Origin of the sequence: Paenibacillus elgii NBRC 100335 (assembly GCF_004000865.1) — a bacterium.
GTDB lineage: Bacteria > Bacillota > Bacilli > Paenibacillales > NBRC-103111 > Paenibacillus_G > Paenibacillus_G elgii.
On record NZ_BIMB01000022.1, the window covers coordinates 1 to 23,328 of the forward strand.

The window sequence follows — 23,328 nt, forward strand, 5'->3', positions numbered from 1 at the left end:
GATGTTCAGTTTTCAAAGGGCAATTTCATTTCCCAGCATTCCGATCGGTTAATTTAACCTCTCAGAAGCGACCTCTTTAATGTATCACATCTGCTCTATCATTGCAAGCTTTATTTTTTTCAAGATTCGAAAGTCTCAAGTTTTTAAAGCCTGCCGCAGAAGCGACAAGGAGTAATATATCAAATCCGCAAACAGAATGCAACCCTTTTTTTATTGAATTTTTTTCCGCTAGGATAAATACGACTCTAAGCCAGAACAAAGCCGCGGCCATCCGGGTCAACGGCGGCAGCGGCTTTGCAAAGAACTGGCGTCAAACCGACCACGCTTCGAGCTTCAGCAGCGGCTCGGCTTTCATGTCGAACGGGGCGAATTGCCCGCGTCGGTATTTCAAAAAAGCCGCGGCGGCGATCATCGCCGCGTTGTCCGTGCACAGGCTGAGCGGCGGAGCCAGCAGCGGTATTCCCGCTTCCGCACAGCGAGCCTCGAGCGCCGCGCGCAGGCCCTTGTTGGCGGCAACCCCGCCGGCAAGGATGAGCTGTTTCGCGCCGTAAGCGCGCACGGCGCGGAGAGCCTTCTCCACCAGGACGTCGATGACCGAGTCCTGGAAGCCTTTCGCCACGGCCTCCGGGGCCAGCGGCTGTCCTTTCATGGCGGCCTGATTCAGGGCCGCCAGCACGGCCGACTTCAGCCCGCTGAAGCTGAAGTCGTACGAATCCGGCTCCAGCCAGGCGCGGGGAAGCGCGACCGCTTCCCCGGCCTCGTGCGCCAGCCGGTCAATATGCGGGCCGCCGGGATACGGCAGCTTCAGCGCCCGCGCGACCTTGTCGTAAGCTTCGCCCACCGCGTCGTCCCGGGTCTGTCCGATAATGCGGAAGCGCCCCTCGGCTTCCACAAAGACGAGCTCGGTGTGGCCTCCGGACACAACCAGCGCCACAAACGGGTACTCCAGCTCATTCACGAGCTGATTGGCATAAATATGTCCGGCGATATGATGCACGCCGATCAGAGGCAGCTCCAGCGAACAGGCCAGCGCCTTCGCCGCCACCATCCCGACCAGCAAGGAGCCGACCAGGCCGGGCCCTTGCGTCACGGCGACGGCGGCCAGCTCGGTCGGCTTCACGTTCGCCTTGTCCAGCGCCTCTTCAATAATCCACGTGATGGATTCCACATGCTTGCGCGAGGCGACCTCGGGCACGACGCCGCCGAATCGTTGATGTGTCTCGATCTGGCTGGACACAACGTTCGTCAAGATGTCTTTGCCATCGCGGACAATCGCTACGGACGTCTCGTCGCAGCTTGTTTCCACAGCCAATATATAAACGGGTCCGCCGTCCCGGTTAGGGCGAACGGACACCGCTTCGTTCGATTGTTCGTTCATCATCAATAAACCTCTCGTCTGTTCTCGAACCGCTCGCAGGCAGCCGGTTTCTTTTATTTGGAGAGCCGTTCCGATTTGGGCAGATCCGCCCACATAATAATTGCATCTTCTTTATTGTCGGTATAATAGCCCCGGCGAATACCGGCGGAACGAAATCCCATCTTCTCATACAAGCCTTGGGCAATTAAATTGGACGGACGCACCTCCAACGTCATGCGCAGCGCCCCGTAAAAAACAGCCGTCTGCTGCATTTCCACAAGCAGCCGCTCCCCGAGCTTGCGCCCGCGGTATTTTTCGCGAATCGCAATATTGGTGACGTGCGCCTCCTCCATAATGAGCCACATGCCGCCATAGCCCGCAATTTCGCCTTCGTACTCCAAAACGAGATATTTGGCGAAATTATTGCTTGTCAGCTCGTTGTAAAACGCCCCGGACGTCCAAGGCGTCGCAAACGATTCCTGCTCGATCTCGCAGATCACGGGGATGTCGTCCGTGTGCATAGGGCGAAAAAACATGGCTCCGTCAAAGACAGGTTGCGCCTCGCGTTTAGGTTCCATATCGGACAGGCCTCCCCTAAGATTTCTTGGCGAGAAGCTTGGCTTCCGCTTCCGCCAATTGCGTATAGTTCGGAACCAATCCGTGAACATCCTCGGTTTCCCCCCGCTTCCACCGCTCCAGGCCAAGCTCGGCGACATGTCGGGCCCGCAGCTCATGCGGAGCTTCCGTTACCGGTCCGCCCCACCGGGAAGCAAACGAACGGATCGCTTCCTGATGCAGCTCCAGCTCGCCCGTAAAAACGACGCGGCCGGGTCCGGTTTCCGCCTCTGCGCCCAAGGAAAGGAGCTCGTCCGTCCAGGAGGCGGTCAGACGAATACCGTCCGGTACCCGGCACTTCCAGCCCTCGGGCGATACGGCGTACAGCGCCGTAAATGCCTGTCCCCTCCGGGCGTCGATCAGCGGGACGACCCATGTCGTTTCCCCCGTCGCGCGCGCCGCGTTAAGCAGCGAATCCATCGCCTGAAGCGCACCGCCCCGCACGGTTTCCCCGTCTTGAAGCGCGCCGAATTCCGAAGCGGAGCCGGCTCCGCCGAGCGCCAACGCTTCAAGCGTAGAGACGCCGAGCAAGGCCAGCTTCCGCGTCCAGGCAAAGGTTTTGGCCACCGTTACGCCGATGCGCACGCCGGTATAAGAGCCGGGCCCGACGCCGACGGCAAACGCCGACAGCTCGTCCGGTCGGACGCCGCACTCCGCCATGAGCCGCTGCAAGTTCGGCACGAGATAAAGCGAATGGTTTCGCTCCGCTTTCGATGTAATTTCTCCCAGAATTTCCCGTCCCCGGGTCAACGCGGTCGTCATCGACACGGTTGACGTATCGACGGACAGCATAAGCTTGCCGTCGCCATATAAAGTCGAATCTGATGCCGTATTTTGAATCATTTTAACCATCCGTTCTGTTGTAGCTTCGCGCACCACGCTTCATAAGGGTCGCCTGACGGCTTGAGCGTGAAGCTTCGCCCGTCTTCTCCGTCGGTCTCAATCCGAATCTCCAACCGCTGCGGAGGCAAAATCTCTTCGATCAGCGAAGCCCATTCGACAAGCGTAATGCCGTTTCCATAAAAGTATTCGTCCAGCCCCAAATCATCCGCCTCTTCCAAAGACAACCGGTACACGTCCATATGGTAGAAAGGGAACTCGGAACCTTCATATTCTTTGATGATCGTAAACGTAGGACTGTTCACGATGTCCTTGACGCCTATCGCCTTGGCTACCGCTTGCGAGAATGTCGTCTTGCCCGCCCCCAGGTCGCCGTCGAGCGTAATGACGGTTCCCGGGATAAACAACGAGGCCAAGCGTTCCGCCAAAACGGAAGTATCGGCGACATGACGGGCTTGAAATGCATAAGTGGCCATGCAGGATCGTCCCTTCATCCGGTAAAATGATTATAGCCGCGCTTGGCAAGCGGTACCGCACCGCCGTCGCTGCGCACAAGCCGTACGCCGGAATGCTCCCCGTGGACATATCCGATCAGATAGAGCGGCAGCCCCGCTTCCTTAAACTTCATCTGCAGCTCGACGGCGTGCTCGGCGGGCGCCGTTCCGATTAATTGGTAATCCTCGCCGCCGTACAACATGTAATCGAGCGGGTCCTTCCCTTGCTTCGAAGCATAGTCCAGCAGCTCGCCCGATACGGGAATCCGATCTTCGATCAGATCGATTCCGATATTCGACGCCGCGGCAATCTCCCACGCTTCGCTGGCGATCCCGTCGCTGACGTCGTTGAGCGCATGGCAGAAGCCGGACCGCCGCAACAGCTCACCGGCCTGGATCTGCGGCTCCGGACGACAGTGTGCCTGAATAAGCCCGGGATACTGCTTCAGCTCCGGATCGTCGTCCCATTCCTCCGACGGCTTATTTTTCCCCAGAAGCCATTCCAATCCGGCCGCCGAATCCCCGGTAAAACCGGTAATAAATACGACATCTCCCAGTCTGGCTGCCGAGCGGAGCAGCGCTCTGTCCGGTTCCGTCTCTCCGATCACCGTTACGGTCAGCGTGACGCCCCCGATACACGAAGTCGTATCTCCGCCTGCAACAACGACCCGGTAGCGGTTCGCGCATTCGTACAACCCGTCGTACATCGCACGCACCCGCTCCACCGGCGTCGACTTCGGCATGCTGAGCGCCACGAGGGCGTACCGCGGGGTTCCTCCCATCGCAGCGATATCGCTGACGGCGGAAGCCATCGCTTTGTACCCGATATCCGAATCGCGCATCGTCACTCGCTTGAAATGAATGTCTTCCGTCATCGTATCGCAAGTGAGAATCCACCGGCTATCCGAAGAGGCGCGAACGACGGCCGCATCGTCGCCGATCCCTGTCTCCACGCCGCCGGCCCGTTGAAAAGCGATCGTTTGCTGCCCGCCGTTCAGCAGGTCGATCAGCGTAAATTCATCGACCGAGCTCACATCTATCCGCCTCCGCTCTCGTATTGACAATTATTATAGCCGTTCCTTTGTATCTAGACAAACATGCCGTTTTGCTATTGTTTCGGAGCGCCGGATATCGTTCGAAACGCTCGTTGCTCCCGGATCTTTCAGGTATATCATACCACCGATTCCCCATGACTGACTATCGGCTTGCCTGCTTGCAGGAGACCTGAAGCCGCTTTACCACAGCAAAAAAAGCTTCCCCCAGCCATGGGCCCTCTCGGCCTGCATGCTTTCGGAAAGCTTTTGCTAAAGGTACGATCCCTGCGGGAGCTATTGGACTTCCTGCAGCTCGTCGACCGGAACGACGCGGGCGTCGGCAGGACGGTCTTCCACGTGCACTTTGGCCGTTTCCTGCTTGGGGTCTACGCTGTCGATCCATACGGATACGCCGTTCAACTCCACGCCGACCTTTTCTTCGGATTTCATAATTTCTTGAGCACGGTATACTTTCATTGCCCGTTGTCCTCCCCGCTGATAACCGATTCGGGATGATCCATCGTATCGGTCGTCGACTCCTCGATCAGTCCGTTATGGATCGTCACCTGCCCGCCGCCAAGACCTTCGTTGATCATCCGGTCGATGTCCATAAAACTGGAGTCCCGCCCTTCATGGGCCGCATCATCCGTAAACTTGCCGCCGGACGTATTTGCTTCGCTCATGATTCCTTTCCTCCTCCGATCGAAATGTTCGGGCCGGCATGACGATGCTTTTTGGCGATTCATGCAGCCTTCTTCTGTAGCATGTCCCATTTTCTTGCGCCGACATTCGCGCGCGTTGTAATGGGACGCTTCCATTTTGCGTATACTGTATAGAAAGTAGACGGCCAGCTCAGGCCTCCGGGAGGTACAGCCATGCATACGGTTTGGAAAGGCGCCATCAGCTTCGGCTTGGTGCACGTGCCCGTTAAGATGTTCTCGGCGACGGAAGACAAAGACATCTCGATGCGCATGATTCATAAGGATTGCAACACGCCGCTGAATTTCGTCCGCAAATGCCAGCACTGCGATCGTGAAGTGGAGTGGGGGGAAATCGTCCGGGGCTACGAGTACGAGCCGGGCTCGTTCGTGCTGTTCGAGAAGGACGAGCTGGAGAAGCTGACCGGCGAAGTCACCAAAGAAATCAAGATTCTCGATTTCGTCGACTTGTCGGACATCGACCCGGTTTATTTTCAGAAAACATACTACCTCGCTCCGAACGAAACCGGCGCCGGCGCCTATAGTCTGCTACTCGAAGCGATGCGGCAAACGGGCAAAATCGGCATAGCCAAAGTGTCCATCCGGTCCAAAAGCAGCTTGGCCGCCATCCGCATTATCGATCGGTGCATTGCGATGGAGACGATTTTTTACCCGGATGAAATCCGCTCGGTGGAGCACGTGCCCAACCTCCCGGAGCAGAACAATGTAAACGAGAAGGAGCTCGAAATGGCGAAGCTGCTGATCGGCCAGCTGGCAACGACGTTCGAGCCGGAAAAATACAAGGACGATTACCGCTCGGCCGTGCTGCAAGCGATCGAGTCGAAGGTTTCCGGCCAGCAGGTCCGCATCGCGCCGGAGCCGCATAAAGCGAACGTCATCGATCTGATGGCCGCGCTGCAGGCGAGCCTCGAAGCGGTGAAACCGGTCGTGACCGAGCCGACGCCAGGGACGACCGAGAAAGCCAAAGCCGCGAAACCAAGAAAAGGCAAGGCGAAAACGAAAGAAACGATCGGCTGAGCGCCGATCGTTTCTTTGTGCCGGGAGAGTTCCCTCTCCGCGCTTACTTGCTCCAGTCCTGCAAACGCCAAACCTGAGTAATCCAATCTTCATAGAATTCCGGTTCGTGGGAAACGAGCAGAATGGTGCCTTTGTACGCCTTCAGCGCTTCCTTGAACGCTTCCTTCGCCCGGACATCCAAATGGTTCGTAGGTTCATCCAGCACGAGAAGATTGCTGTCCGTCAGCATGAGCTCGCACAGGCGGACCTTCGCCTGCTCCCCGCCGCTAAGCGAGCTGAGGGGCTGCCGGATATGCTTTTCGGTCAGGCCGGCCATGCCCAGCGTCTGCCGGATTTCCTTCTGGGTCTTATCCGGGCGCAGCGACCAGAGCCGCTCCAGCGCCGTTTCGTCCGAAGGCAGCTGCTCCTGGGCGAAATAAGCCGGTTTGACCCGCTCGCCGAGCTGTACTGTGCCGCATAACGGTGGCAGAAGGCCCAGCATCGTTTTGAGCATGGTCGATTTCCCGATGCCGTTGTACCCGACGACCGCCACTTTTTCCCCACGTTTCATTTGCAGGTTGACGGGAACGGATAGCGGCTCCGCATAGCCAAATTGCAGCTGTTTCGCTTCCATGATCCGGTTCACGGGTTCCACATGAACGTGAAAGCTGTAGCGGGGCCGGGACCCGGACGACGGCTTCTCGATCCGCTCCATTCGCTCCAGCGCCTTTTCTCGGCTTTTCGCTTGCTTGGCTTTCCGGTTCCGGTTCTTTTGAATGAAACTCTCCAGCCGGTCGATTTCCTTCTGCTGGCGCTCGTACGCGTCCTGCCATTGCAACCGGTTCAGTTCATAACTTTTGAGGAATGCGGCATAGTTCCCGGCGTAGCGCTTGATCGTCTGATGCTCCAAATGAAAGATCGTCGTTGTAATTTCATTCAGGAAGGCCTCGTCGTGCGAGACGACAAGATACGCCTGCTCGTAACGCTTCAAATAGCCGGTCAGCCATTCGATATGCACGTCGTCCAAATAGTTGGTCGGCTCGTCGAGCAATAAAACGTGCGGCTCCTCCAGCAGCAGCTTACCCAGCAGCAGCTTCGTACGCTGCCCCCCGCTCAGCGTGTCGACCTCCCGGTCTTTGCCGAGCTCAAGAATGCCTAATCCCGCAGCCACCTCTTCGATCTTGGCATCGATGCCGTAAAAATCGGCATGCTCCAGCCGGCTCTGCAGCTCGCCGTACCGGGTTAACAGCGGTTCGAGGTCGACGTCCGCCGCGGCCATTTGCTCCGCGACCTGATGCAAGGCCCGTTCGAGCTCATACAGATGAGCGAAAGCACCCCGCAAGTAATCCATAATCGTCATTCCCGCCTGTAAGTCGGCGTGCTGCTCCAAATAACCGAGCCGTGCCTGCGGTAGCCATTCGATCTTGCCCGCATCGGGAAGCAACTGCCCCGCCAAGACGCGCAGCAAGGTCGATTTACCGGCCCCGTTACTGCCGACGAGCCCCGCATGCTCTCCCCGGAGCAGCCGGAACTGGATATTTTGGAATATTTTTTTATCCCCATACGTATGGGTAAGCTGTTCGACGTTCAACATACTCATGAAAGCTCTCTCCTTTTCGCTTCAGGTTCGAAGCCAACCGGAGAAACAGCCGGACAAAAAGCTCTATTCAATTAGCTTAAGTTGGATGGAAAACAAAAAACGGGCAAGGCGAACACGCCCTGACCCGTTGCAAATTGTATCATTTGAACGAAAGGAATCGAGTTCTTTATCTACTGTTCTCGGTTGGCTTAGGTGAAAAATGGGCAGACTTCTCCCGTTTAAGCCAAATTCCGTTTCAGAACAGTCGACAAGAAAAACATTTCCTTTCCACCTCGTTATACTCAAAGTTAACTGTGTTGCATCTTTAACTATATCGAGCCGCTGCCCGTTATGTCAAGCGGCAAGTGGGAACAATTGTTAATCAAATCCAATGGATAAGGGGGCTTTACCATGTTGAATCCGATCGTTCCCTTCGAACCGATAAGCACCGACTCGTTTCCCAAAGGCGGCGAATGGATCGCGCAGATCAAATGGGACGGCGTGCGCATGCTATCCTACTGCGACGGCTCCAAGGTCCAGCTCGTCAACCGAAGATTGAACAATCGGTCCTTGCAGTATCCCGAATTTTTGTCCCCTTCCCGCTACTGTTCCGCCACTTCGTTCATATTAGACGGCGAATTCATCGCCTTTGACCATCACAAGCCGTCGTTTCACGAGATCATGAAACGGGACAGTCTAAGAAAGCAGCAAAACATTGAGCTCGGCGTCACGCAGACCCCGGTCACGTACATGATCTTCGACGTTTTGTTTTGCAGCGGACAATGGGTGACGGATAAGCCTCTTACGGAGCGGCAGCGCATTCTGCAGGAGATTGTCATCCCGCAGCCCGATGTGCAAACGGTGCAAAACTTCACCAATCCCGACGAGCTGCTGCAGGTGATGATCAAGCATCAGATGGAGGGCGTCGTCTGTAAAAATCTGAACAGCACGTATATGATCGGCGGCAAGGATAAACGGTGGCAGAAGCGCAAAATATTTTACGATCTGCTGGCCGTCGTAGGAGGCGTCACGTACCGGGACAATATCGTCAATTCGCTGCTGCTCGGCTTGTATGACGGGCAGGGTAACCTCTACTATATCGGGCACGCAGGCACCGGGAAGGTAACGCAGCAGGAATGGCGGGAGCTCACGGCACGCGTAGCGTCCATGAGGACGAAAGCGAAGCCGTTCGTAAACGAACCCAAGCGGAGCAAAGACGCGGTCTGGATCGATCCGCAAATCGTGGTGAAGGTGCAGTTTATGGAATGGACTCCGGGGCAAACGATGAGGCACCCCAGTATTCAGGCGTTCGTCGAGATGAACCCAAGCGAGTGCAAATTCTCCACCTCGTAAAAAAGCAAGCGGATGATTTACTCGTCCGCTTGCTGACCGCCTTCGGCAGGCACCGGAAGGCGAATGGTAAATCTGGACCCCTCGCCAACCCGACTGCTCACCTCAATCGTTCCGTCATGAAGATCCACGATCGATTTTGTAATCGATAGCCCTAACCCGGCCCCTCCGTAAATGCGGGCACGCGACGAGTCGATCCGGTAAAACCGTTCAAATAAACGCGGCACATGCTCCTCCGGGATGCCGCTGCCGTTATCCTGAACCGACAGCAGAGCCTCTTCCCGCGTCTGCTCCAGCGAAACGAGGACAGTTCCCTCAGCGGGATCGGTATGCTGGACCGCGTTGTGGAACAAATTGAGCAGCACCTGCTTGATTTTGTCTTTGTCGATGCAGGCGGACACGTCAGGCTGAACGGAGAACTCCACGTTCCTCCTGCCTGCCAGCAGCCGGAGCTGCGGCTCCATTTCATCGACGATATCGCTGAGCGATTCTTCCTTCAGATCTACGGTCGGATGACGGTCCAAGCGGGCCAGGAGCAGCAGGTCCCGGACAAGCTTGTTTAGCCGCTCCGACTCACCGTACATGCTTCTGAGCGCTTTGTCCAGTTGATCCGGCTTCTGGGCCGCTCCGCGCAGCAGCACCTCCAGAAATCCGTGGATGGATGTAAGCGGCGTTCGCAGCTCGTGCGAGGCATCCGCAATAAAGCGCCGCATCTGCTCCTTCGCTTCCTTCTCCGTTTCGAACGAAGCTTCCAGCCGCTCCAGCATGCGGTTGAACGACCGGGAGAGCCGGTCGATCTCCAACTGGCCTTGATGCACCGGCAGCCGCTCGTCCAGCTTTCCCGCATCGATCTGTTCCACAGTTTCGATCATGTTGGAAAGCGGGACAAGAGTTCTGCGCAGAACGGGAAGAAACGCGGCAACCCCCATTCCCAAAGCGGCCGCAGCCAAAACCAGGAAGGTCCAAAGCTGACTGAGGAGCACGTCCCGAATCGGCCCCATGCTCGTACTTATCTGCGCCAGACGCCCGCGCGGAGCTATGCGCTGCAGAACGACCAGCTGCTCCATCCCCTTGTCGTCCTTGACAATGAGATAGTGCGGCTGCTTTTGCTCCCGGGCAAGCGCCTCCCCGTACTCTTCATCGGAAAGCCGCGGTACCGATCCGGCGCGGGGATTGTTCGTGACGATCCGGAAGCTGTCACCCGGCCCGACGAACGCCAGCGAAGCTTCCGGCAGAAAAGGCCCCCTCACTCTGCCGTTGTCGATATTCGGATTCAACCAGATATCCAGCGGAATGGAAAAAAATTGGCTTTGGACGCTGGCAACCTTATTTTTAATCATAAACTGCTCCATGAACACATATTGCAGAACGCCGATCAACAGCAGCAGCCCCGCCAAAATAAACAAGGAACGGGAGAGGAGCTGAAGGCGAAGCGAACGGGGCGCAAAGACACGCCGGAAACGTTCCCACCCCCGCATCATCCGAGATCTACCCGGTAGCCCGATCCCCGAAGAGTCCGAATGATCCGGTGCTCCTTGTCGCTCAATTTATCGCGGAGTGAGCGGATGTACACTTCAACGATATTGTCCTCCCCGCCGAAATCGTACCCCCAGACCTTGTCCAAAATGACCGTTTTGCTCAGGACCAGGCCGTGATTGACGACCAAAAAAGACAGCAGCTCGTATTCCGTCGGCGAAAGCTCCAGCACCCGGTCTTCGTAGCGGATTTCTTTGCGGCGGTCGTCGATGCGGAACGGCCCGTACGCCACCTCCGCGAACAAATGGGGAAACTGGTTGCGCAGCCGCGCATAAATCCGGGCCAACAGTTCCTCGAAGCTGAACGGCTTAACCATATAATCATCGGCCCCGAGCGTCAGCCCTTTGACCCGGTCTTCCACTTCTTCCTTGGCCGTCAGCATAATAATAGCGACGTGCTCGGTTTTCTTCAGCATCCGGCATACTTCAAAGCCGTCCATCCCGGGCATCATGACGTCCAGAATGACGATATGTGGCCGGGCTTGCTTGGCTAGCGTGACGGCTGTAAATCCGTCCGGCGCGGTAAAAACTTCAAACCCTTCGTTTTGCAGGCCCAGTTCCAAAAACTGGACAATATTTGGTTCGTCGTCAACGATTAATATTTTCACGCCTTTGATTGGTTGCATGGTGTCACCTCTCTATGTATTGTACACCAATCCCGCCTCATTGATGGAAGCGTTCGGGATGATTCAGCGAACTTTCAGTTTATCTTTATGCTCCTTTCATCTACGGGTTTTACAATAAACGTATTCCGTTAAACCGTCTCCTTGGGAGTGAACGCTATGAAAACAACGAAATGGACGAAATGGCAGCTCGGCGTGATAGGCGCCGTCGGGATCGCTTTTTTGTTCCGCGAAATTAAGGATAGTCCGAATTTTGCACTCGCCGCGCAGCAGCATCAACCGCAAGACAAGACGCTCGCCGCTCAAGGAGAGCAGCAGCAGGACCCTGTGATGCAGGAATGGAGAAACCAAAGCCGGAGCCGGGCCAACGATTCGGGTTCCAACTCGGGTTCCGCCAAACGCCACGGCCGTTCGAATCGTTCGGATACCGGGAATTTGGGCGGCAGCTCCTCCAGCTCGCCGGAAGCGGCAACGCCGGGCGGCAGAATGCAAACGAAAACGGGACGTTCGTAAGGAAAAGAGATGATTTCCGTGAAAGAAAACCTGCATCATACAGCCTTTCGGGCAATGAATACCGATATTGAGGTAGCGTACTTCAACGACTCGGAACGTTTCGATCTGGAAGATCAGGTCCGCGATTGGTTCGAATTCGTAGAAGAGCGGTTCAGCCGTTTCCGGCCGCAAAGCGAGCTCTCTTATCTCAATCGTTCGGCCGGACGAATCTGTATGGTTTCGGAGACGATGCTGGAGGTGCTGCGGTTGGCGGATTCATACCGTGCACGAACGGACGGCATGTTCAATCCGCTTATTTTGAAAGCCTTGAGAGCGGCAGGATACGATGCTACCTTCGACCAAGTCCGTCAACGGCCGGGTTACTGGAGTACATCCGAGCCTGACTCCATCTGTATGGATGGAGCCTGGGAGCTCGATCCCGCGATGAAATCCGTTCGCCTCCCGCTGCAGGCAGAGATCGATTTGGGCGGCATCGTCAAAGGCTGGGCCGTCAGCCGTTTGGCGCGCTGGATGCGGGAAGCTTGGGCCGTACCGTGCGGCATGGTCAACGCCGGAGGCGACTTGGCCGTCTGGGGCGCGGGCCCTCGTAATAAGGAACAAAGCTGGCTTATCGGAATCCAGAATCCGTGGAATCCGGGTGAAGACGCAGGGGTACTGCACTTGAAGGAAGGCGCGGCGGCGACGTCAAGTACACTGGGCAGGCAGTGGCTGACCCATGACAGCATCATGCATCATTTGATTGACCCTCGCACGATGTCCCCGAGCCGGAGCGACGTCGTACAATGCACCGTAGCCGGCAGCGATGCGGTCGAATGCGAGATTTGGGCCAAAACGATATGCATCGCCGGCCTTGAGCATGGCTTGTCCCTGTTTCGGGCCGAAGCCGCAGGCTGTGAAGCGCTTGTCTTTTTAAGAGACGGACGCACTCATTTCATTGGAGCCGACGCCTCGCCGGCCGTCCGCTGGCAGCTTCCGACAGCAACGCTTAGACATTGAAAAAACGATTAAAGGAGGCTCCGACATGATTCAATGGATCGTCGATTGGCCCGTTTGGCAGATCATTCGGGTGACAGGCATCGTTTCTTTCATTTGCCTGTCGCTGGGGATCGCTCTTGGTATCATGTATAGTTACCCGGTATGGCCGGCAAAAAGCAAAGTGAACCTATACAAGCTGCACCAGTTCTTCAACCATGCCGGCATCGGACTTATGCTTTTGCACGCCGTTTTTCCGGTGATCAGCACCTACATGCCGTTTTCCTGGAAGGAAGTGCTGCTGCCTTTTGCCGCGCAGCATGAGCCGGTCCTCAACGGACTCGGCACGCTGGCCGTTTATGGGCTGCTCATCGTTTTATTGTCGACGGATCTTCGCAACGCCATCGGCAAAAAACTTTGGCATATGCTCCATTTGCTGTCTTATCCGATCTTTATTTTGGTCGCGGTACATGGCTCTTTTCTCGGCTCGGATTCGGCAATGGCCGCAATCCGTTGGATCTATATCGGTTCATTCATTTTGGTCGGGCTTCTCACGATCGGGCGTTTTATGTTCCTATCCTCTCCGGGAGCGGCGACGAAGAAAGAAAAACGGCTCGTTTAGGCCGCATTCGGATGTTAAAAAGGATGGGGCGGGATATACTAACTAAAAAACCATCGGCGCACTGAACGCTTGCGCCCCATGACAAACAGGAGGGATTGCCGATGCCCGCACCCGCCAAATATCCGAAAACGAAAGGCACACTAATCGTCGAAGGCCGGGAGCTGACGGTGACGAATCCGGATAAGCCGCTGTGGCCGGAGAAAAAGATTACGAAAGCGATGTATTTGCAAAAGCTCGCCGAGCTGTCCCCCTACCTGCTGACCTATTGCCGCGACCGCTACCTGACGACCATCCGGTTTCCCCATGGCTGGAACGACAAGTCGTTTTATCAGAAAAATGCTCCAGAGCCGACACCCGATTTCGTCAAGACGGCGATGCTGGAATCGATCCGCTACGTTCATCTGGATTCCCTGCCGACGCTGCTGTGGTTAGGGAATTTGGCCTGTCTGGAGTTCCATCCGTCGTTTCACCGGATCGGCGAGACGCTGCCCGTCGAATGGGTGATCGATATTGATCCGAGCGTCGATCCCGAGCCGCGCATTATGGAGGCGGCCCAGATTATCGGTGGCATTCTCGACGGCATGAATATCCGGTCCGTACCGAAAACGTCCGGCGCCACCGGCGTGCAAATCTACGTCCCGATTGCCCGGGAGCGCGGCTATACGTTCGAGCAGCTCCGGCGGATCGGACAATTCGTCGCCACGTTCGCGGTGCAAAAATACCCGAAGCTGTTCACCGTTGAGCGGCTCAAAAAAGACCGCGGTGCCTTGATATACATCGATTATCTCCAGCACTGGTACGGCAAAACGCTGTCCGCTCCCTATACGCCGCGGGCCCGCAAGGACGCCTCGGTGTCGACTCCGCTAACTTGGGACGAAGTTGCGCTCCGCCCCGATCCCCGGGACTTCCACCTGCTGAACATTATGCAGCGCCTACAGCAAAAAGGAGACCTGATCGCTCAAGTCCCCCCGCAGCAGTTGGATCACGTGCTGTCCTTTATTCGCTAACCCTCGAAACGAACACCGCACCGCTTTTCAGAAAAGCGGCGACAGGAGCCGCGCGATGACTTCCTTTCCCTTCTGCCAGCGGGAGCGCTTCTCGAACGCCTCCAGCTTGACCTCGCGGCTTTCCTTCAAATCGAGAATGAAATCGGTTTCCAGCCGATGAATCGTCTCTTTGTCGAACATTACGGCGTTCAGCTCGAAATTGTTGTAAAAGCTGCGCATATCCATATTTGCGGAGCCGACCGAAGCGAGCAGATTGTCGATCAGGATGACCTTGGCGTGGATAAAACCTTTTTGGTAGGCATAGAAGCGAACTCCGGCCTGCATCAGCTCCTCCAAATACGACAGGGAAGCATAGTTCACGATGCGCGAATCCGCTTTTTGCGGGAAAATGATCCGGACGTCCACCCCGCTGATCGCCGCCGTCTTCAACCCCATGGTGATACTCGGATCGGGGATGAAGTAAGGGGTGGTAATGTAAATTCTTCGCTTGGCCGCCGTGATCGAGGCGAAAAACATCTCCAGAACGGCATCCCAATGCTCATCCGGCCCGCTTGAAATAATCTGTACGGGCTTGCGGCCCGGGCAATCGTGCTCGGGGAAAAATTCCGAGTCCGCCAGCCGCTTTCCGCTCACAAACATCCAGTCGGTCAGAAACGTATACTGCAGCGAATACACCGCATCGCCTTCCAGCTCCAAATGCGTATCCCGCCAGTACCCCAGCTTGGGATTCGCCCCCAGATATTCGTCTCCGATGTTGATTCCCCCAAGAAAGCCGCGGATTCCGTCAATGACGACGATTTTGCGGTGGTTCCGGTAATTCATCCGCTTGTCGAAAAAAGCAATCACCGCCGGCAAAAAGAAGTACACCTCGCACCCGGCCTGCTTCAGCTCTTGAACGAACCGGCTGTCGAGCTGGTAGCTGCCGATGCCGTCGAAGATGCAGCGCACTTTGACGCCTTCCTGCGCCTTGCGGATCAGCAGTTCGTGGAACTGTCGGCCGATGCCGTCATTACGAATGGTGTAAAACTCAAAATGAATATGTCCCTTCGCCTGCTCCATGGCAGCCAGCATCGCCGGATACGCCGCAGTCGCGTCGGTCAGCACCCGTACCTCGTTATGCATCGTAATGAGGGCGCCGGGAATGTTATTGAGCAGCGAGAACAGCCTCGGCTCGTGCCGCCAGCCATTCAGCCGGTCCTCTTCGGGCTGAAAATCCGCCGAACGCTGCTTTTTGCCGAGATGCCGTATATCGTTTACGAGCCGCAGCCCTTTGCGCTTCACCTTTTTCCGCTGCGTGTATTCTTTGGCCAAAAAATAATACATGACAAAGCCGATGACCGGAATGAGAAACAAAACGAAAAGCCACGCCATCGCCTTGGCCGGGCGGCGAAACTCCCCGACCAGAATCGTGAGAATCTGAATGATGAATAAGGTCAGTGCGATGACGAGCCAAAGCACGTCGCCATTCCTCCTTTTGAAACAACAGGCGCTTTCCAATCTGTCCTAGCTTTTACCTCTACCCGCCCGCCTATTCCTCATTATGGCACAGGCACCAAACGATTTGTCATAAAATTTCGCAAATGGTGGAAAATATACAAGACACGCTCCGGCAATGCTTGGATAAGATGCCGCGGGCAGGAAGGAGTGTCATGATCCATCCGAAAAACCGCAAGAAAAAAGGACAGGACGCCCCGGAACACCCGCTGCGGAAGGCGGAATACCGTTTTATCGACGAGCTGCGCTCTGTGCCTGTCTTTATGAGCATCGAAGAAAACAAAAGTTATTTGGAGGAGCTGTTCAAGGACTGCTCCGATTTCGTCATTCGCGAGTTCCGCATCGAGCAAAGCTTGCCCGCGATTTTGTTTTTTGTCGATGGCATGACCAAGACGGAGCTTGTGAACGAAACGATGAAATCGCTGATGATTCTGGAGGGCGGAGAGGAGCTTATCGACAACATCTCCGATATGACGCTGCCTGTCTCCCAGATTCAGAAGGCGGACAATTATGCGGATATGCTGCTTTCCGTACTGGGCGGCGACACGGGGCTGATCGTCGAGCATAATAACAAGGCGCTGCTGCTCGGCATGAGGGGGGCGGAAAAAAGATCTATCAACGAGCCCGATACAGAGTCGGTCGTACGCGGCCCCCGCGAGGGCTTCGTGGAAAATATCCGGACCAACACGTCCATGATCCGCCGCAAGCTGAAAACGCCGCATTTAAAAATGAAGCCGATGATCCTTGGCCGGGAAAGCAATACCAATGTGGTCGTTACCTATCTGGACGATCTGGCCGACCCGAGCGTCGTCCATGAAGTTGTCAAACGTCTCGAAAAAATAAACATCGATGCCGTACTGGAATCGGGCTATATCGAAGAACTCATTCAAGATTCGACGTATTCGCCCTTCCCTCAGCTTCAATATACCGAACGGCCGGATGTCGTCGCGGCCGCCCTGCTCCAAGGGCGCGTCGGCATTATGGTGGACGGGACGCCGTTTACGCTGGTCGTGCCGTTCGTCTTTGCCGAAATTATGCAGGCCAGCGAGGATTACTACGAGCGGTACCAGATAGCCACGCTGATCCGCTGGCTGAGGTATACGTTCATGGTGCTGTCACTACTGACACCGGCCTTATACGTCGCTATTACAACCTACCATCAGGACTTGCTCCCTACGTCCTTGCTGCTGTCGGTCGCCGCCGCCCGGGAAGCGATCCCGTTCCCGGCCGTCGTCGAAGCGCTGATCATGGAAGTGACCTTCGAGGCGCTGAGGGAAGCGGGCATCCGGCTGCCTAAAGCGATCGGATCGGCGGTCAGTATTCTGGGCGCGCTCGTGGTCGGACAGTCGGCGGTGCAGGCAGGCATCGTATCGGCGCCGATGGTGATCGTCGTATCGCTTACCGGGATTGCCTCGTTCACGATCCCGCGGTTTAATGGAGCGATCGCGATACGAATGCTGCGTTTTCCGATCCTGATCGCTGCTTCACTGTTCGGGATGTACGGCATCTTGATTATGATCATGCTGATCATGGGGCATCTGGCCAACCTTCGCTCCTTCGGCATTCCTTACTTATCGCCGATCGGACCGCTATCCTCCGGCGACCTGAAGGATATTCTCTTCCGCTCGCCTTGGTGGGCGATGGAACAACGTCCTTCCTTTATGCCCCTGCAGGACAGCAAAAGGATAGACGATTCGCTGCCGCAGGAAATTACGGAGCAATCCGGCCAGCGGGGCAAAACCATCGATCATACGATAGAGGAAGGAAAGGAGCCCGTAGAATGAGATCGCGCCGGACCCGCCTATCCCTTGTTCTGCTCTCCCTGCTCTGCCTGACCGGGTGCTGGGACCGGGTGGAAATCAACGATACTGCCTTTATTTTGACGACCGCGGTGGATGTGGAGCAAGACGGGAAGATCCGGTACAGCGTGCTGCTGCCGCTCCCCGGCAGTATGGGTGGGGCCTCCGGAGGCGGAGGCGGAACGGCCGGAACGAAAAGCTACTACATCGATTCCGCAGTCGGCACCACGTTTCGGGAGGCGCAGGCCCAGCTGCAGCGGCGGATGTCCCGCCGCATGTTCTTCGCGCACCGCAGAACCTTGTTGATCGGTGAGGATTATGCCAAACGCGGGATTCGGAACGCCTTCGATACGACGCCCCGCTCTCCGGAAAGCCGGATGACGATTTATATGATCGTCACTAAAGGAAAAGCTTACAAGCTGCTGCAGGCAACACCGCAGTTCGAGCGTTTCCCCTCGGAAGCGATCCGGGAGCTTGTGAAGGCCCGGAACGTTATCCAGATTAATATGAAGCAAGTCGCCCTCTCGCTCAGCAGCCCCGGCAGCGATGCCATAACGGTCTATATGGGCGTGAAAGAATCGGAGAAAAACTCCAAGAGCACGAAGAAATCGAAGGAAATCGAGTTCCTCGGCTATGCGCAATTTCGCGGAGACAAAATGACCGGCGTGTTCGAGAATGCGGAGGCAGACGGGCTTGCCTGGCTGAAAAATATGCCTGTGCAATCGTCCGTTACCCTAAAAATCGAAAACCGGCATACGGTTACGCTGAACATTTTCGATTCGAAAAGCCAGATTCGGGCCTATACGGAACGCGGGAAGCTACAATTTGATATCCGCACGAAAGCCAAGGCTAAAGCAACCGAAGTTTTGGGCATGTACGACCTTAGCCAAACCGGCAAGGTCCAAAAGGTGGAGGAAGCGATGAACCGTTACATCGAACAAGCGATGCGGAAAGCGATTCGCAAAATGATAACCAACCGCACCGATTCCGCGCAATTCGGATCGTATTTGTGGCGGGAGCATCCGGGGCTCTGGGAGAAGAAGTACGCATCGCGCTGGCCAGCCGGGATGAAGGACGCCGCTTTCCGCATACAGGTAAAAAGCGTGCTTACGGAAACAGGGCTGATTTACGAAAACGTAACGAAAGCGAAGCGAACCCGATGAACTCCCAGTTTCTCATCTGGTTTATGGTGCTGATGGCGTTTCATTTATTTTTGAACCTGAAGCATTGGGCGAGACAGCCGAAGGCAACGGCACGGCTGTACGCATTTATTACCATTATAACGGTGGGTCTCTTTCTCTGCGTGGCGTCGGGCTATCAGCCCCCGATGCCGACACGTTTTTTTATCGAGCGGGTATCGCCGTGGGTTTTCTCAATTATCCATCCTCAATAAACGAAGCGATGGAGGAAAGCGGGTGAACACATGCCTGTCAACACGCAAGTCATTAACCAAAGACAGCTTTCCTGGCAGGTCGGATCGCTGCTGATCGGCGGCGGGCTGCTTAGCATCCAGCATGATCTGGTCCGGGTCGCGCATATGGATACCTGGTTCGTCTATTTGCTGCCCACCGTTTATATCCTTTTCATTGCATACGTGTTTACACAGCTCAGTATGCGGCTTCCGGGAAAGCATCTTTTCGAGATCAACTTTATTTTGTTTGGCCGCTGGTTCGGCATGCTCGCGAACATGGTGCTGCTGATCCATCTATGGTTCATCCTGCTGCGCGATCTGCGGATGTTGGGCAAATTCATCGGCACGCTTCTTCTCCCGAACACCCCCGAGGAAATGCTCGTTCTGCTCCTCGTCGTCTTGCTTATGTTTTACGGCCGAACCAGTGCCGAAGTGATTTCCCGGGTCAACGACTTGTTTTTTCCCGTTTTCTTCGCCCTCACGTTAATGCTGCCGTTCCTGTTGTCCAACGAAATGAGCTTCCGTTTACTACAGCCGATCCTGACGACTCCGCCTAAGCAGCTCGGATACGCAGGCCTTCTCAGTATCGGCTGGTACGGGGATATCATCATTGTGGGGGCGTTTTTGCATATGATCTGGAATTCCAGACAGATTCACTCCGCCCTTCGGCACGGTTCGCTGCTGGCTACGGTACTGCTGTCGCTTCTTCTCCTTATGGAGGTAGCCGTCCTCGGGCCGAACATTCCCGGCAACCTGATTTACCCGGATTACAGCTTGGTGCAGCACATTCAAATTACGGACTTTTTGGACCGGATGGATTTGTTTGTTCTGAGCATCTGGTTCCCGATTATCGTCAACAAGATCATCTTCATCTATCTCGCCTTCCTGATCGGGATCGCCAGCCTGATCCGGCAAAGGGATTACACGCTTATCAATTCCCCGGTTAGCCTGTTTTTGCTGCTGACCACGATTCTCGCTTTCAAGAGCACGCCGGAGGTATTCAGCTTCGGCAATTACAGTTCGCCCGTGTTAGTGCTCAGCTATCAGCCGGCGCTGCTGGCGGCGCTGCTGCTGCTCATGCGAAGATTCCCGAAACGAAGCCCCGAGCGCCATGCGGAACAATCTTCGGGGAAAAGTCAGGGACATGACCGGGACGGAACATCTAAAGGGGGAAATCGCCACCCGGGGAAACGGTTCGGCTCGCGTCTGGGTGCGATATCTGGCCGGACCTGGCTGCGAGCCGGCAATATGCTGCTCGCGCTCGGATTTGTTTTCGTCGGCGCGGGCCTTATCTTCAGCCAGAACTATGCGCTCATCGGCAAGCTGGCCGGCTTCGGCTATGCATTCGTCCTGGCGTTATTGCTATTCGTCACGCACATGGAGATGCGGAAAGCCAAGGACCTCGCAGCGAGGAGCTCCCCCAATTCGGCGCAGTCGTCATGACTTGACACGCTCGATCCCAACGATCCGGCTTAGGGGGATCAATACAACCAGTTCCTCCTCTTCTTCAGTCCGGTTTACAAGCAGCTCGACAAAATCGGTTCCGGTGCGGAGCAGAACCGCCTTGAATGTGCCGGCATACGCTGTCTGGACGTTGACGCGGGGGCCAGATCCCTTCTTCTGGACATCAAAAAGGACGATTTCCTGCATAGAGCCGGGCACGAAGTAGCGCTCGCCCATCCGGATAAACCGTTTGCCGACCTGATTCAGCACGCCCGCTCCGCTGTCGAAGTCTTCAGCCTGCAGAGCGATGTCCTGCTTCAGATGAAGCGTCAGGCGTTCCAGCAGGTCCATGCGGGTTGTATGTAAAAACGACATTCGAATCCCTCCATCATCCACAATACTTTTACTATTAGGTATGTGTATGTATAAGGAGGGCATTTCTTGACCGGCCTCGCCGAATAACCGCCTTGGACCAAGGCAGATCTACCGAAAGGAGCCGTCATGAAGTTCACGTGGTTTCAAAGCAAGCTGACGTTCGTCATCATTCCCGAGGCGAACGGAAGCGTGATTCGCCTCAAGCTGTCCCGCGCCGCCCTATGGTGCACAGCCTCTCTTATGCTGCTGCTGTTCGGGACGACCTGTATGCTTTCTATTCGCAGCCTGCACTCCATCGTTTCCGTTTCGCTGATGTCAATGGAAATGAAGGGGCAGACGGCGATGCTGGAGCAAGATTTACACCGGAAAAACGCAGCCATTGAACGGCTGCAAAACGATATTTATGCGCTTTCGAAGCAAGCCGCGGAAGTCCGGAGCCAAATGGAGCGGATGAAGCGGCTCGAGCAGGATTTGCACAAGCTGGCTCCCGCCAGCGTCGAGCGCAGGAAAGCCGGCGGACCGCCGCTATCCGCAGCCGTCTCTGCCGGCACAGGAGGGATGGGCGGCGAAGCGTTCCCCGTCACCGAGGAGCAGACGCACGAGCTGGCCGCGGCTACGGGAATCCGTTACACGGAGCTGCACGCCGAGATGAAGGAGCTGGCCTCCCGGCTCGGCCAAACGAAGCGGCAGCTTCAGGAGAAGCAGGAGCAGCGGCAGCGCACGCCCGATATATGGCCTACGTTATCCAAAGTCGTTACCTCCCCTTACGGCTACCGTAGAGACCCGTTTACGAAAAAGCTCAGCTTCCATCGCGGCATCGACATTGCGGGCAAGCTGGGTGATCCGGTCTATGCGGTTGCGAGCGGCGTCGTTCACTCGGTCGCCTATGACAAGCTGCATGGGCATAACGTCGTTATCGAGCACGACAAAGGGCTGCGGACATGGTATATGCATCTGAACAGCGCACAGGTGAATCAGGGCGATAAGGTCGATAAAGGACAGGCGATCGGCGAACTGGGTACAACCGGCCGAAGCACCGGACCCCACCTTCACTACGAGGTGCTGCTTAGCGGCAAAAGCACCAATCCTGCCCCCTATATGTCAAGCGATAATCGAAAAAAGGAGAGGAAAAAGTGATGTTTCGAATGAACGGTTGGCGAAGCCGGTCTTCGCGTTCCGGGCGCTCCGTCTCGCTGATCGGCGAAGGAAGCGTCCTCGAAGGAACGTTCCGCTCGGAGGCCGATGTGCGCATTGAAGGCGAGTTCCAAGGCGTGCTTCAAGCCGCAGGCGAGGTGGCGGTCGGAGCGAAAGGGATCGTTCGCTCCACCGATCTGCGCGCCCGCGATGTGGTCATCGCCGGCAGGATGGACGGACGCGTCGAGGCGGAGGGCACCGTCCGCATCACCCCGACGGGGCGCCTGGTCGGCACCGTCCGCGCCGCTACGCTAATTATCGAGCCCGGGGCCGTGTTCCAAGGCCAGAGCGAGATGGGCCAAACGCCGCAGGAGGATGCGTCTCTTGTCATAGCCGTGCTATAATGAAGAGAAAAGCTTTTTGTTGTTGGGGTTGATTGCCTTCGTTCAGGCCGGTTCCGGCCTGCGAGAAAAAAGGCTCGCCTTCACTCAGACACGTTTTTCACGAATCCTTGGATTCCATTTTAAGCAGATGGGATTCGTGAAAAAAACTCGCGGCAATCCTTTTTCTCTACGGCCTCTAGGCCTTTGCAAGAATAAGGCATTCAAAAAAACAACAAAAAGCATAGAGAGAGTAGGGGAAATCGCTATGACTAAAATGCAGCAGACGATCCTGTTTGATATGGACGATACGCTTCTCTATTGCAACAAGTTCTTCGATATGGTAATCGACCAATTCGCGGACCAAATGGAAGCGTGGTTTCATGGCTACCGCTTGTCCATCGAGGAAATCAAGAAAAAACAATCGGAAATCGATCTGGAGCGGGTGCTGGTGAGCGGATTTGCGCCGGACCACTTCCCCCAATCGTTCGTCGATACGTACGAATATTACACCGATTTGACCGGCCGGTCCAAAAATGACGCGGAAGTCAAACGGCTGATCGAGCTCGGCGCTTCCGTCTACGGTCACAGCATCGAGCCGTATCCTTACATGGAAGAGACGCTTCGCATGCTCCAGGAGGACGGCCATACGCTTCATTTGTACACCGGAGGGGACCCGACGGTGCAGATGCGCAAGGTGAAAGAAGCGGAGCTGGAACGGTTCTTCGGCAACCGGATCTATGTCACGCGCCATAAAAACGCCGAATACCTCGACGGACTCATCCGCGCGAACGGCTTCGATCGGAACAACACCTGGATGATCGGCAATTCGCTTCGCACCGATATTATCCCGGCGCTCAAGGCGGGCATTCACGCCATTTTCATGCCTGCGGAGCTGGAGTGGGCCTACAATCAGGTCGAAGTGGACGTTGAGCCTGCTGGCGCTTATTTCACGCTGTCTTCCTTGCGGTACATCCCCGAAACGATTCGCGACTATACGACCGCGAAAATCACTGCGGGCTCCTAACCGCGCCGA

General features: G+C 55.9%; 25 protein-coding genes. 13 read left to right on the forward strand and 12 right to left on the reverse strand.

Annotated elements, in window-relative coordinates; all coding sequences use genetic code 11:
* Positions 1-310: 310 nt before the first annotated feature.
* From tsaD to PEL01S_RS17520, 7 genes are all read right to left on the reverse strand, one after another.
* The gene (gene tsaD, locus PEL01S_RS17490) at positions 311-1,381 is read right to left on the reverse strand and encodes a tRNA (adenosine(37)-N6)-threonylcarbamoyltransferase complex transferase subunit TsaD (protein WP_127461215.1); all 1,071 of its coding nucleotides are present in this window, start codon (positions 1,379-1,381) and stop codon (positions 311-313) included.
* 50 nt (positions 1,382-1,431) lie between these two features.
* The gene (rimI, locus tag PEL01S_RS17495; RefSeq protein WP_127461216.1) at positions 1,432-1,935 is read right to left on the reverse strand and encodes a ribosomal protein S18-alanine N-acetyltransferase; all 504 of its coding nucleotides are present in this window, start codon (positions 1,933-1,935) and stop codon (positions 1,432-1,434) included.
* 16 nt (positions 1,936-1,951) lie between these two features.
* Positions 1,952-2,815 (reverse strand): tRNA (adenosine(37)-N6)-threonylcarbamoyltransferase complex dimerization subunit type 1 TsaB, encoded by an 864-nt coding sequence (gene tsaB / locus PEL01S_RS17500; RefSeq protein WP_174806966.1) that lies wholly within the window; start codon positions 2,813-2,815, stop codon positions 1,952-1,954.
* Positions 2,812-3,288: a tRNA (adenosine(37)-N6)-threonylcarbamoyltransferase complex ATPase subunit type 1 TsaE gene (tsaE, locus tag PEL01S_RS17505; protein ID WP_127461217.1), complete on the reverse strand. Its 477-nt coding sequence runs from the start codon at positions 3,286-3,288 to the stop codon at positions 2,812-2,814. The genes tsaB and tsaE overlap by 4 nt, the downstream gene beginning before the upstream one ends.
* A 14-nt stretch (positions 3,289-3,302) precedes the next feature.
* Positions 3,303-4,340 carry a thiamine-phosphate kinase gene (gene thiL, locus PEL01S_RS17510; RefSeq protein WP_307722007.1) on the reverse strand — a complete coding sequence of 346 codons (1,038 nt, stop codon included), beginning with the start codon at positions 4,338-4,340 and terminating at the stop codon, positions 3,303-3,305.
* 294 nt (positions 4,341-4,634) lie between these two features.
* Positions 4,635-4,817, reverse strand: coding sequence for an H-type small acid-soluble spore protein (locus PEL01S_RS17515; RefSeq protein WP_010496061.1), 183 nt, complete (start codon positions 4,815-4,817; stop codon positions 4,635-4,637).
* Positions 4,814-5,023, reverse strand: coding sequence for a hypothetical protein (locus PEL01S_RS17520; protein ID WP_063177503.1), 210 nt, complete (start codon positions 5,021-5,023; stop codon positions 4,814-4,816). Before PEL01S_RS17520 ends, PEL01S_RS17515 begins: the two co-directional genes overlap by 4 nt.
* Positions 5,024-5,215: 192 nt before the next feature.
* Here PEL01S_RS17520 and ku point away from each other — a divergent pair, with 192 nt between their 5' ends.
* Positions 5,216-6,076 (forward strand): non-homologous end joining protein Ku, encoded by an 861-nt coding sequence (gene ku / locus PEL01S_RS17525; RefSeq protein WP_010496053.1) that lies wholly within the window; start codon positions 5,216-5,218, stop codon positions 6,074-6,076.
* A gap of 43 nt (positions 6,077-6,119) precedes the next feature.
* Here ku and PEL01S_RS17530 read toward each other — a convergent pair whose 3' ends face one another.
* Positions 6,120-7,655, reverse strand: coding sequence for an ABC-F family ATP-binding cassette domain-containing protein (locus PEL01S_RS17530; protein ID WP_127461218.1), 1,536 nt, complete (start codon positions 7,653-7,655; stop codon positions 6,120-6,122).
* Between the two features lie 390 nt (positions 7,656-8,045).
* On the opposite strand from PEL01S_RS17530, the gene PEL01S_RS17535 reads away from it, so the two are divergent.
* Positions 8,046-8,987, forward strand: a complete 942-nt coding sequence (locus PEL01S_RS17535) for an ATP-dependent DNA ligase (protein ID WP_127461219.1) — start codon at positions 8,046-8,048, stop codon at positions 8,985-8,987.
* Positions 8,988-9,004: 17 nt separating this feature from the next.
* Here the strand turns inward: PEL01S_RS17535 and PEL01S_RS17540 are convergent, their stop codons facing one another.
* Together PEL01S_RS17540 and PEL01S_RS17545 are read right to left on the reverse strand one after the other, a co-directional pair.
* Entirely contained in the window at positions 9,005-10,462 is a 1,458-nt protein-coding gene (locus PEL01S_RS17540; RefSeq protein WP_127461276.1) for a sensor histidine kinase, read from the reverse strand.
* Positions 10,462-11,145 carry a response regulator transcription factor gene (locus PEL01S_RS17545; RefSeq protein WP_063177507.1) on the reverse strand — a complete coding sequence of 228 codons (684 nt, stop codon included), beginning with the start codon at positions 11,143-11,145 and terminating at the stop codon, positions 10,462-10,464. Before PEL01S_RS17545 ends, PEL01S_RS17540 begins: the two co-directional genes overlap by 1 nt.
* Before the next feature lie 156 nt (positions 11,146-11,301).
* Here PEL01S_RS17545 and PEL01S_RS17550 point away from each other — a divergent pair, with 156 nt between their 5' ends.
* The 4 genes from PEL01S_RS17550 (at position 11,302) to ligD (ending at position 14,256) form a co-directional block, all read left to right on the forward strand.
* Positions 11,302-11,655 (forward strand): hypothetical protein, encoded by a 354-nt coding sequence (locus PEL01S_RS17550; RefSeq protein ID WP_127461220.1) that lies wholly within the window; start codon positions 11,302-11,304, stop codon positions 11,653-11,655.
* Positions 11,656-11,673: 18 nt separating this feature from the next.
* Positions 11,674-12,651 carry an FAD:protein FMN transferase gene (locus tag PEL01S_RS17555; RefSeq protein WP_163767770.1) on the forward strand — a complete coding sequence of 326 codons (978 nt, stop codon included), beginning with the start codon at positions 11,674-11,676 and terminating at the stop codon, positions 12,649-12,651.
* A 25-nt stretch (positions 12,652-12,676) separates the two neighbouring features.
* Positions 12,677-13,249, forward strand: coding sequence for a ferric reductase-like transmembrane domain-containing protein (locus PEL01S_RS17560; RefSeq protein WP_127461222.1), 573 nt, complete (start codon positions 12,677-12,679; stop codon positions 13,247-13,249).
* A gap of 101 nt (positions 13,250-13,350) precedes the next feature.
* Positions 13,351-14,256: a non-homologous end-joining DNA ligase gene (gene ligD, locus PEL01S_RS17565; RefSeq protein ID WP_127461223.1), complete on the forward strand. Its 906-nt coding sequence runs from the start codon at positions 13,351-13,353 to the stop codon at positions 14,254-14,256.
* A 27-nt stretch (positions 14,257-14,283) separates the two neighbouring features.
* On the opposite strand, the gene cls is transcribed toward ligD, so the two are convergent.
* Positions 14,284-15,714: a cardiolipin synthase gene (gene cls / locus PEL01S_RS17570; RefSeq protein WP_063177512.1), complete on the reverse strand. Its 1,431-nt coding sequence runs from the start codon at positions 15,712-15,714 to the stop codon at positions 14,284-14,286.
* Between the two features lie 191 nt (positions 15,715-15,905).
* Here cls and PEL01S_RS17575 point away from each other — a divergent pair, with 191 nt between their 5' ends.
* The 4 genes from PEL01S_RS17575 to PEL01S_RS17590 are packed head-to-tail and all read left to right on the forward strand — an operon-like array spanning position 15,906 to position 20,403.
* Positions 15,906-17,534: a spore germination protein gene (locus PEL01S_RS17575; RefSeq protein WP_063177513.1), complete on the forward strand. Its 1,629-nt coding sequence runs from the start codon at positions 15,906-15,908 to the stop codon at positions 17,532-17,534.
* Positions 17,531-18,712, forward strand: coding sequence for a Ger(x)C family spore germination protein (locus tag PEL01S_RS17580; RefSeq protein ID WP_063177514.1), 1,182 nt, complete (start codon positions 17,531-17,533; stop codon positions 18,710-18,712). The genes PEL01S_RS17575 and PEL01S_RS17580 overlap by 4 nt, the downstream gene beginning before the upstream one ends.
* Positions 18,709-18,942 (forward strand): hypothetical protein, encoded by a 234-nt coding sequence (locus PEL01S_RS17585; RefSeq protein ID WP_063177515.1) that lies wholly within the window; start codon positions 18,709-18,711, stop codon positions 18,940-18,942. Before PEL01S_RS17580 ends, PEL01S_RS17585 begins: the two co-directional genes overlap by 4 nt.
* Positions 18,943-18,972: 30 nt before the next feature.
* Positions 18,973-20,403 carry a GerAB/ArcD/ProY family transporter gene (locus PEL01S_RS17590; protein WP_063177516.1) on the forward strand — a complete coding sequence of 477 codons (1,431 nt, stop codon included), beginning with the start codon at positions 18,973-18,975 and terminating at the stop codon, positions 20,401-20,403.
* Here PEL01S_RS17590 and PEL01S_RS17595 read toward each other — a convergent pair.
* Positions 20,398-20,778 (reverse strand): hypothetical protein, encoded by a 381-nt coding sequence (locus PEL01S_RS17595; RefSeq protein WP_174806967.1) that lies wholly within the window; start codon positions 20,776-20,778, stop codon positions 20,398-20,400. The two genes, PEL01S_RS17590 and PEL01S_RS17595, sit on opposite strands and share 6 nt — an antisense overlap.
* Positions 20,779-20,904: 126 nt before the next feature.
* Between PEL01S_RS17595 and PEL01S_RS17600 the strand changes: the two genes are divergently transcribed.
* The 3 genes from PEL01S_RS17600 (at position 20,905) to PEL01S_RS17610 (ending at position 23,319) form a co-directional block, all read left to right on the forward strand.
* On the forward strand, positions 20,905-21,915 hold the full coding sequence (locus PEL01S_RS17600) for a M23 family metallopeptidase (protein ID WP_127461224.1): 1,011 nt from the start codon (positions 20,905-20,907) through the stop codon (positions 21,913-21,915).
* Positions 21,915-22,316: a bactofilin family protein gene (locus tag PEL01S_RS17605; protein WP_174806969.1), complete on the forward strand. Its 402-nt coding sequence runs from the start codon at positions 21,915-21,917 to the stop codon at positions 22,314-22,316. Before PEL01S_RS17600 ends, PEL01S_RS17605 begins: the two co-directional genes overlap by 1 nt.
* A gap of 244 nt (positions 22,317-22,560) precedes the next feature.
* Positions 22,561-23,319, forward strand: a complete 759-nt coding sequence (locus PEL01S_RS17610; protein ID WP_063177519.1) for an HAD family hydrolase — start codon at positions 22,561-22,563, stop codon at positions 23,317-23,319.
* Positions 23,320-23,328: the final 9 nt, after the last annotated feature.

Excerpts from the sequence above, each read along its gene's own strand:
- tsaD (WP_127461215.1), bottom strand. The coding sequence starts at position 1,381 with ATGATGAACGAACAATCGAACGAAGCGGTGTCCGTTCGCCCTAACCGG.
- rimI (WP_127461216.1), bottom strand. The coding sequence starts at position 1,935 with ATGGAACCTAAACGCGAGGCGCAACCTGTCTTTGACGGAGCCATGTTT.
- tsaB (WP_174806966.1), bottom strand. The coding sequence starts at position 2,815 with ATGATTCAAAATACGGCATCAGATTCGACTTTATATGGCGACGGCAAG.
- tsaE (WP_127461217.1), bottom strand. The coding sequence starts at position 3,288 with ATGGCCACTTATGCATTTCAAGCCCGTCATGTCGCCGATACTTCCGTT.
- PEL01S_RS17515 (WP_010496061.1), bottom strand. The coding sequence starts at position 4,817 with ATGAAAGTATACCGTGCTCAAGAAATTATGAAATCCGAAGAAAAGGTC.
- PEL01S_RS17520 (WP_063177503.1), bottom strand. The coding sequence starts at position 5,023 with ATGAGCGAAGCAAATACGTCCGGCGGCAAGTTTACGGATGATGCGGCC.
- ku (WP_010496053.1), top strand. The coding sequence starts at position 5,216 with ATGCATACGGTTTGGAAAGGCGCCATCAGCTTCGGCTTGGTGCACGTG.
- PEL01S_RS17530 (WP_127461218.1), bottom strand. The coding sequence starts at position 7,655 with ATGAGTATGTTGAACGTCGAACAGCTTACCCATACGTATGGGGATAAA.
- PEL01S_RS17535 (WP_127461219.1), top strand. The coding sequence starts at position 8,046 with ATGTTGAATCCGATCGTTCCCTTCGAACCGATAAGCACCGACTCGTTT.
- PEL01S_RS17540 (WP_127461276.1), bottom strand. The coding sequence starts at position 10,462 with ATGCGGGGGTGGGAACGTTTCCGGCGTGTCTTTGCGCCCCGTTCGCTT.
- PEL01S_RS17545 (WP_063177507.1), bottom strand. The coding sequence starts at position 11,145 with ATGCAACCAATCAAAGGCGTGAAAATATTAATCGTTGACGACGAACCA.
- PEL01S_RS17550 (WP_127461220.1), top strand. The coding sequence starts at position 11,302 with ATGAAAACAACGAAATGGACGAAATGGCAGCTCGGCGTGATAGGCGCC.
- PEL01S_RS17560 (WP_127461222.1), top strand. The coding sequence starts at position 12,677 with ATGATTCAATGGATCGTCGATTGGCCCGTTTGGCAGATCATTCGGGTG.
- ligD (WP_127461223.1), top strand. The coding sequence starts at position 13,351 with ATGCCCGCACCCGCCAAATATCCGAAAACGAAAGGCACACTAATCGTC.
- PEL01S_RS17575 (WP_063177513.1), top strand. The coding sequence starts at position 15,906 with ATGATCCATCCGAAAAACCGCAAGAAAAAAGGACAGGACGCCCCGGAA.
- PEL01S_RS17580 (WP_063177514.1), top strand. The coding sequence starts at position 17,531 with ATGAGATCGCGCCGGACCCGCCTATCCCTTGTTCTGCTCTCCCTGCTC.
- PEL01S_RS17585 (WP_063177515.1), top strand. The coding sequence starts at position 18,709 with ATGAACTCCCAGTTTCTCATCTGGTTTATGGTGCTGATGGCGTTTCAT.
- PEL01S_RS17590 (WP_063177516.1), top strand. The coding sequence starts at position 18,973 with ATGCCTGTCAACACGCAAGTCATTAACCAAAGACAGCTTTCCTGGCAG.
- PEL01S_RS17595 (WP_174806967.1), bottom strand. The coding sequence starts at position 20,778 with ATGTCGTTTTTACATACAACCCGCATGGACCTGCTGGAACGCCTGACG.
- PEL01S_RS17600 (WP_127461224.1), top strand. The coding sequence starts at position 20,905 with ATGAAGTTCACGTGGTTTCAAAGCAAGCTGACGTTCGTCATCATTCCC.
- PEL01S_RS17605 (WP_174806969.1), top strand. The coding sequence starts at position 21,915 with ATGTTTCGAATGAACGGTTGGCGAAGCCGGTCTTCGCGTTCCGGGCGC.
- PEL01S_RS17610 (WP_063177519.1), top strand. The coding sequence starts at position 22,561 with ATGACTAAAATGCAGCAGACGATCCTGTTTGATATGGACGATACGCTT.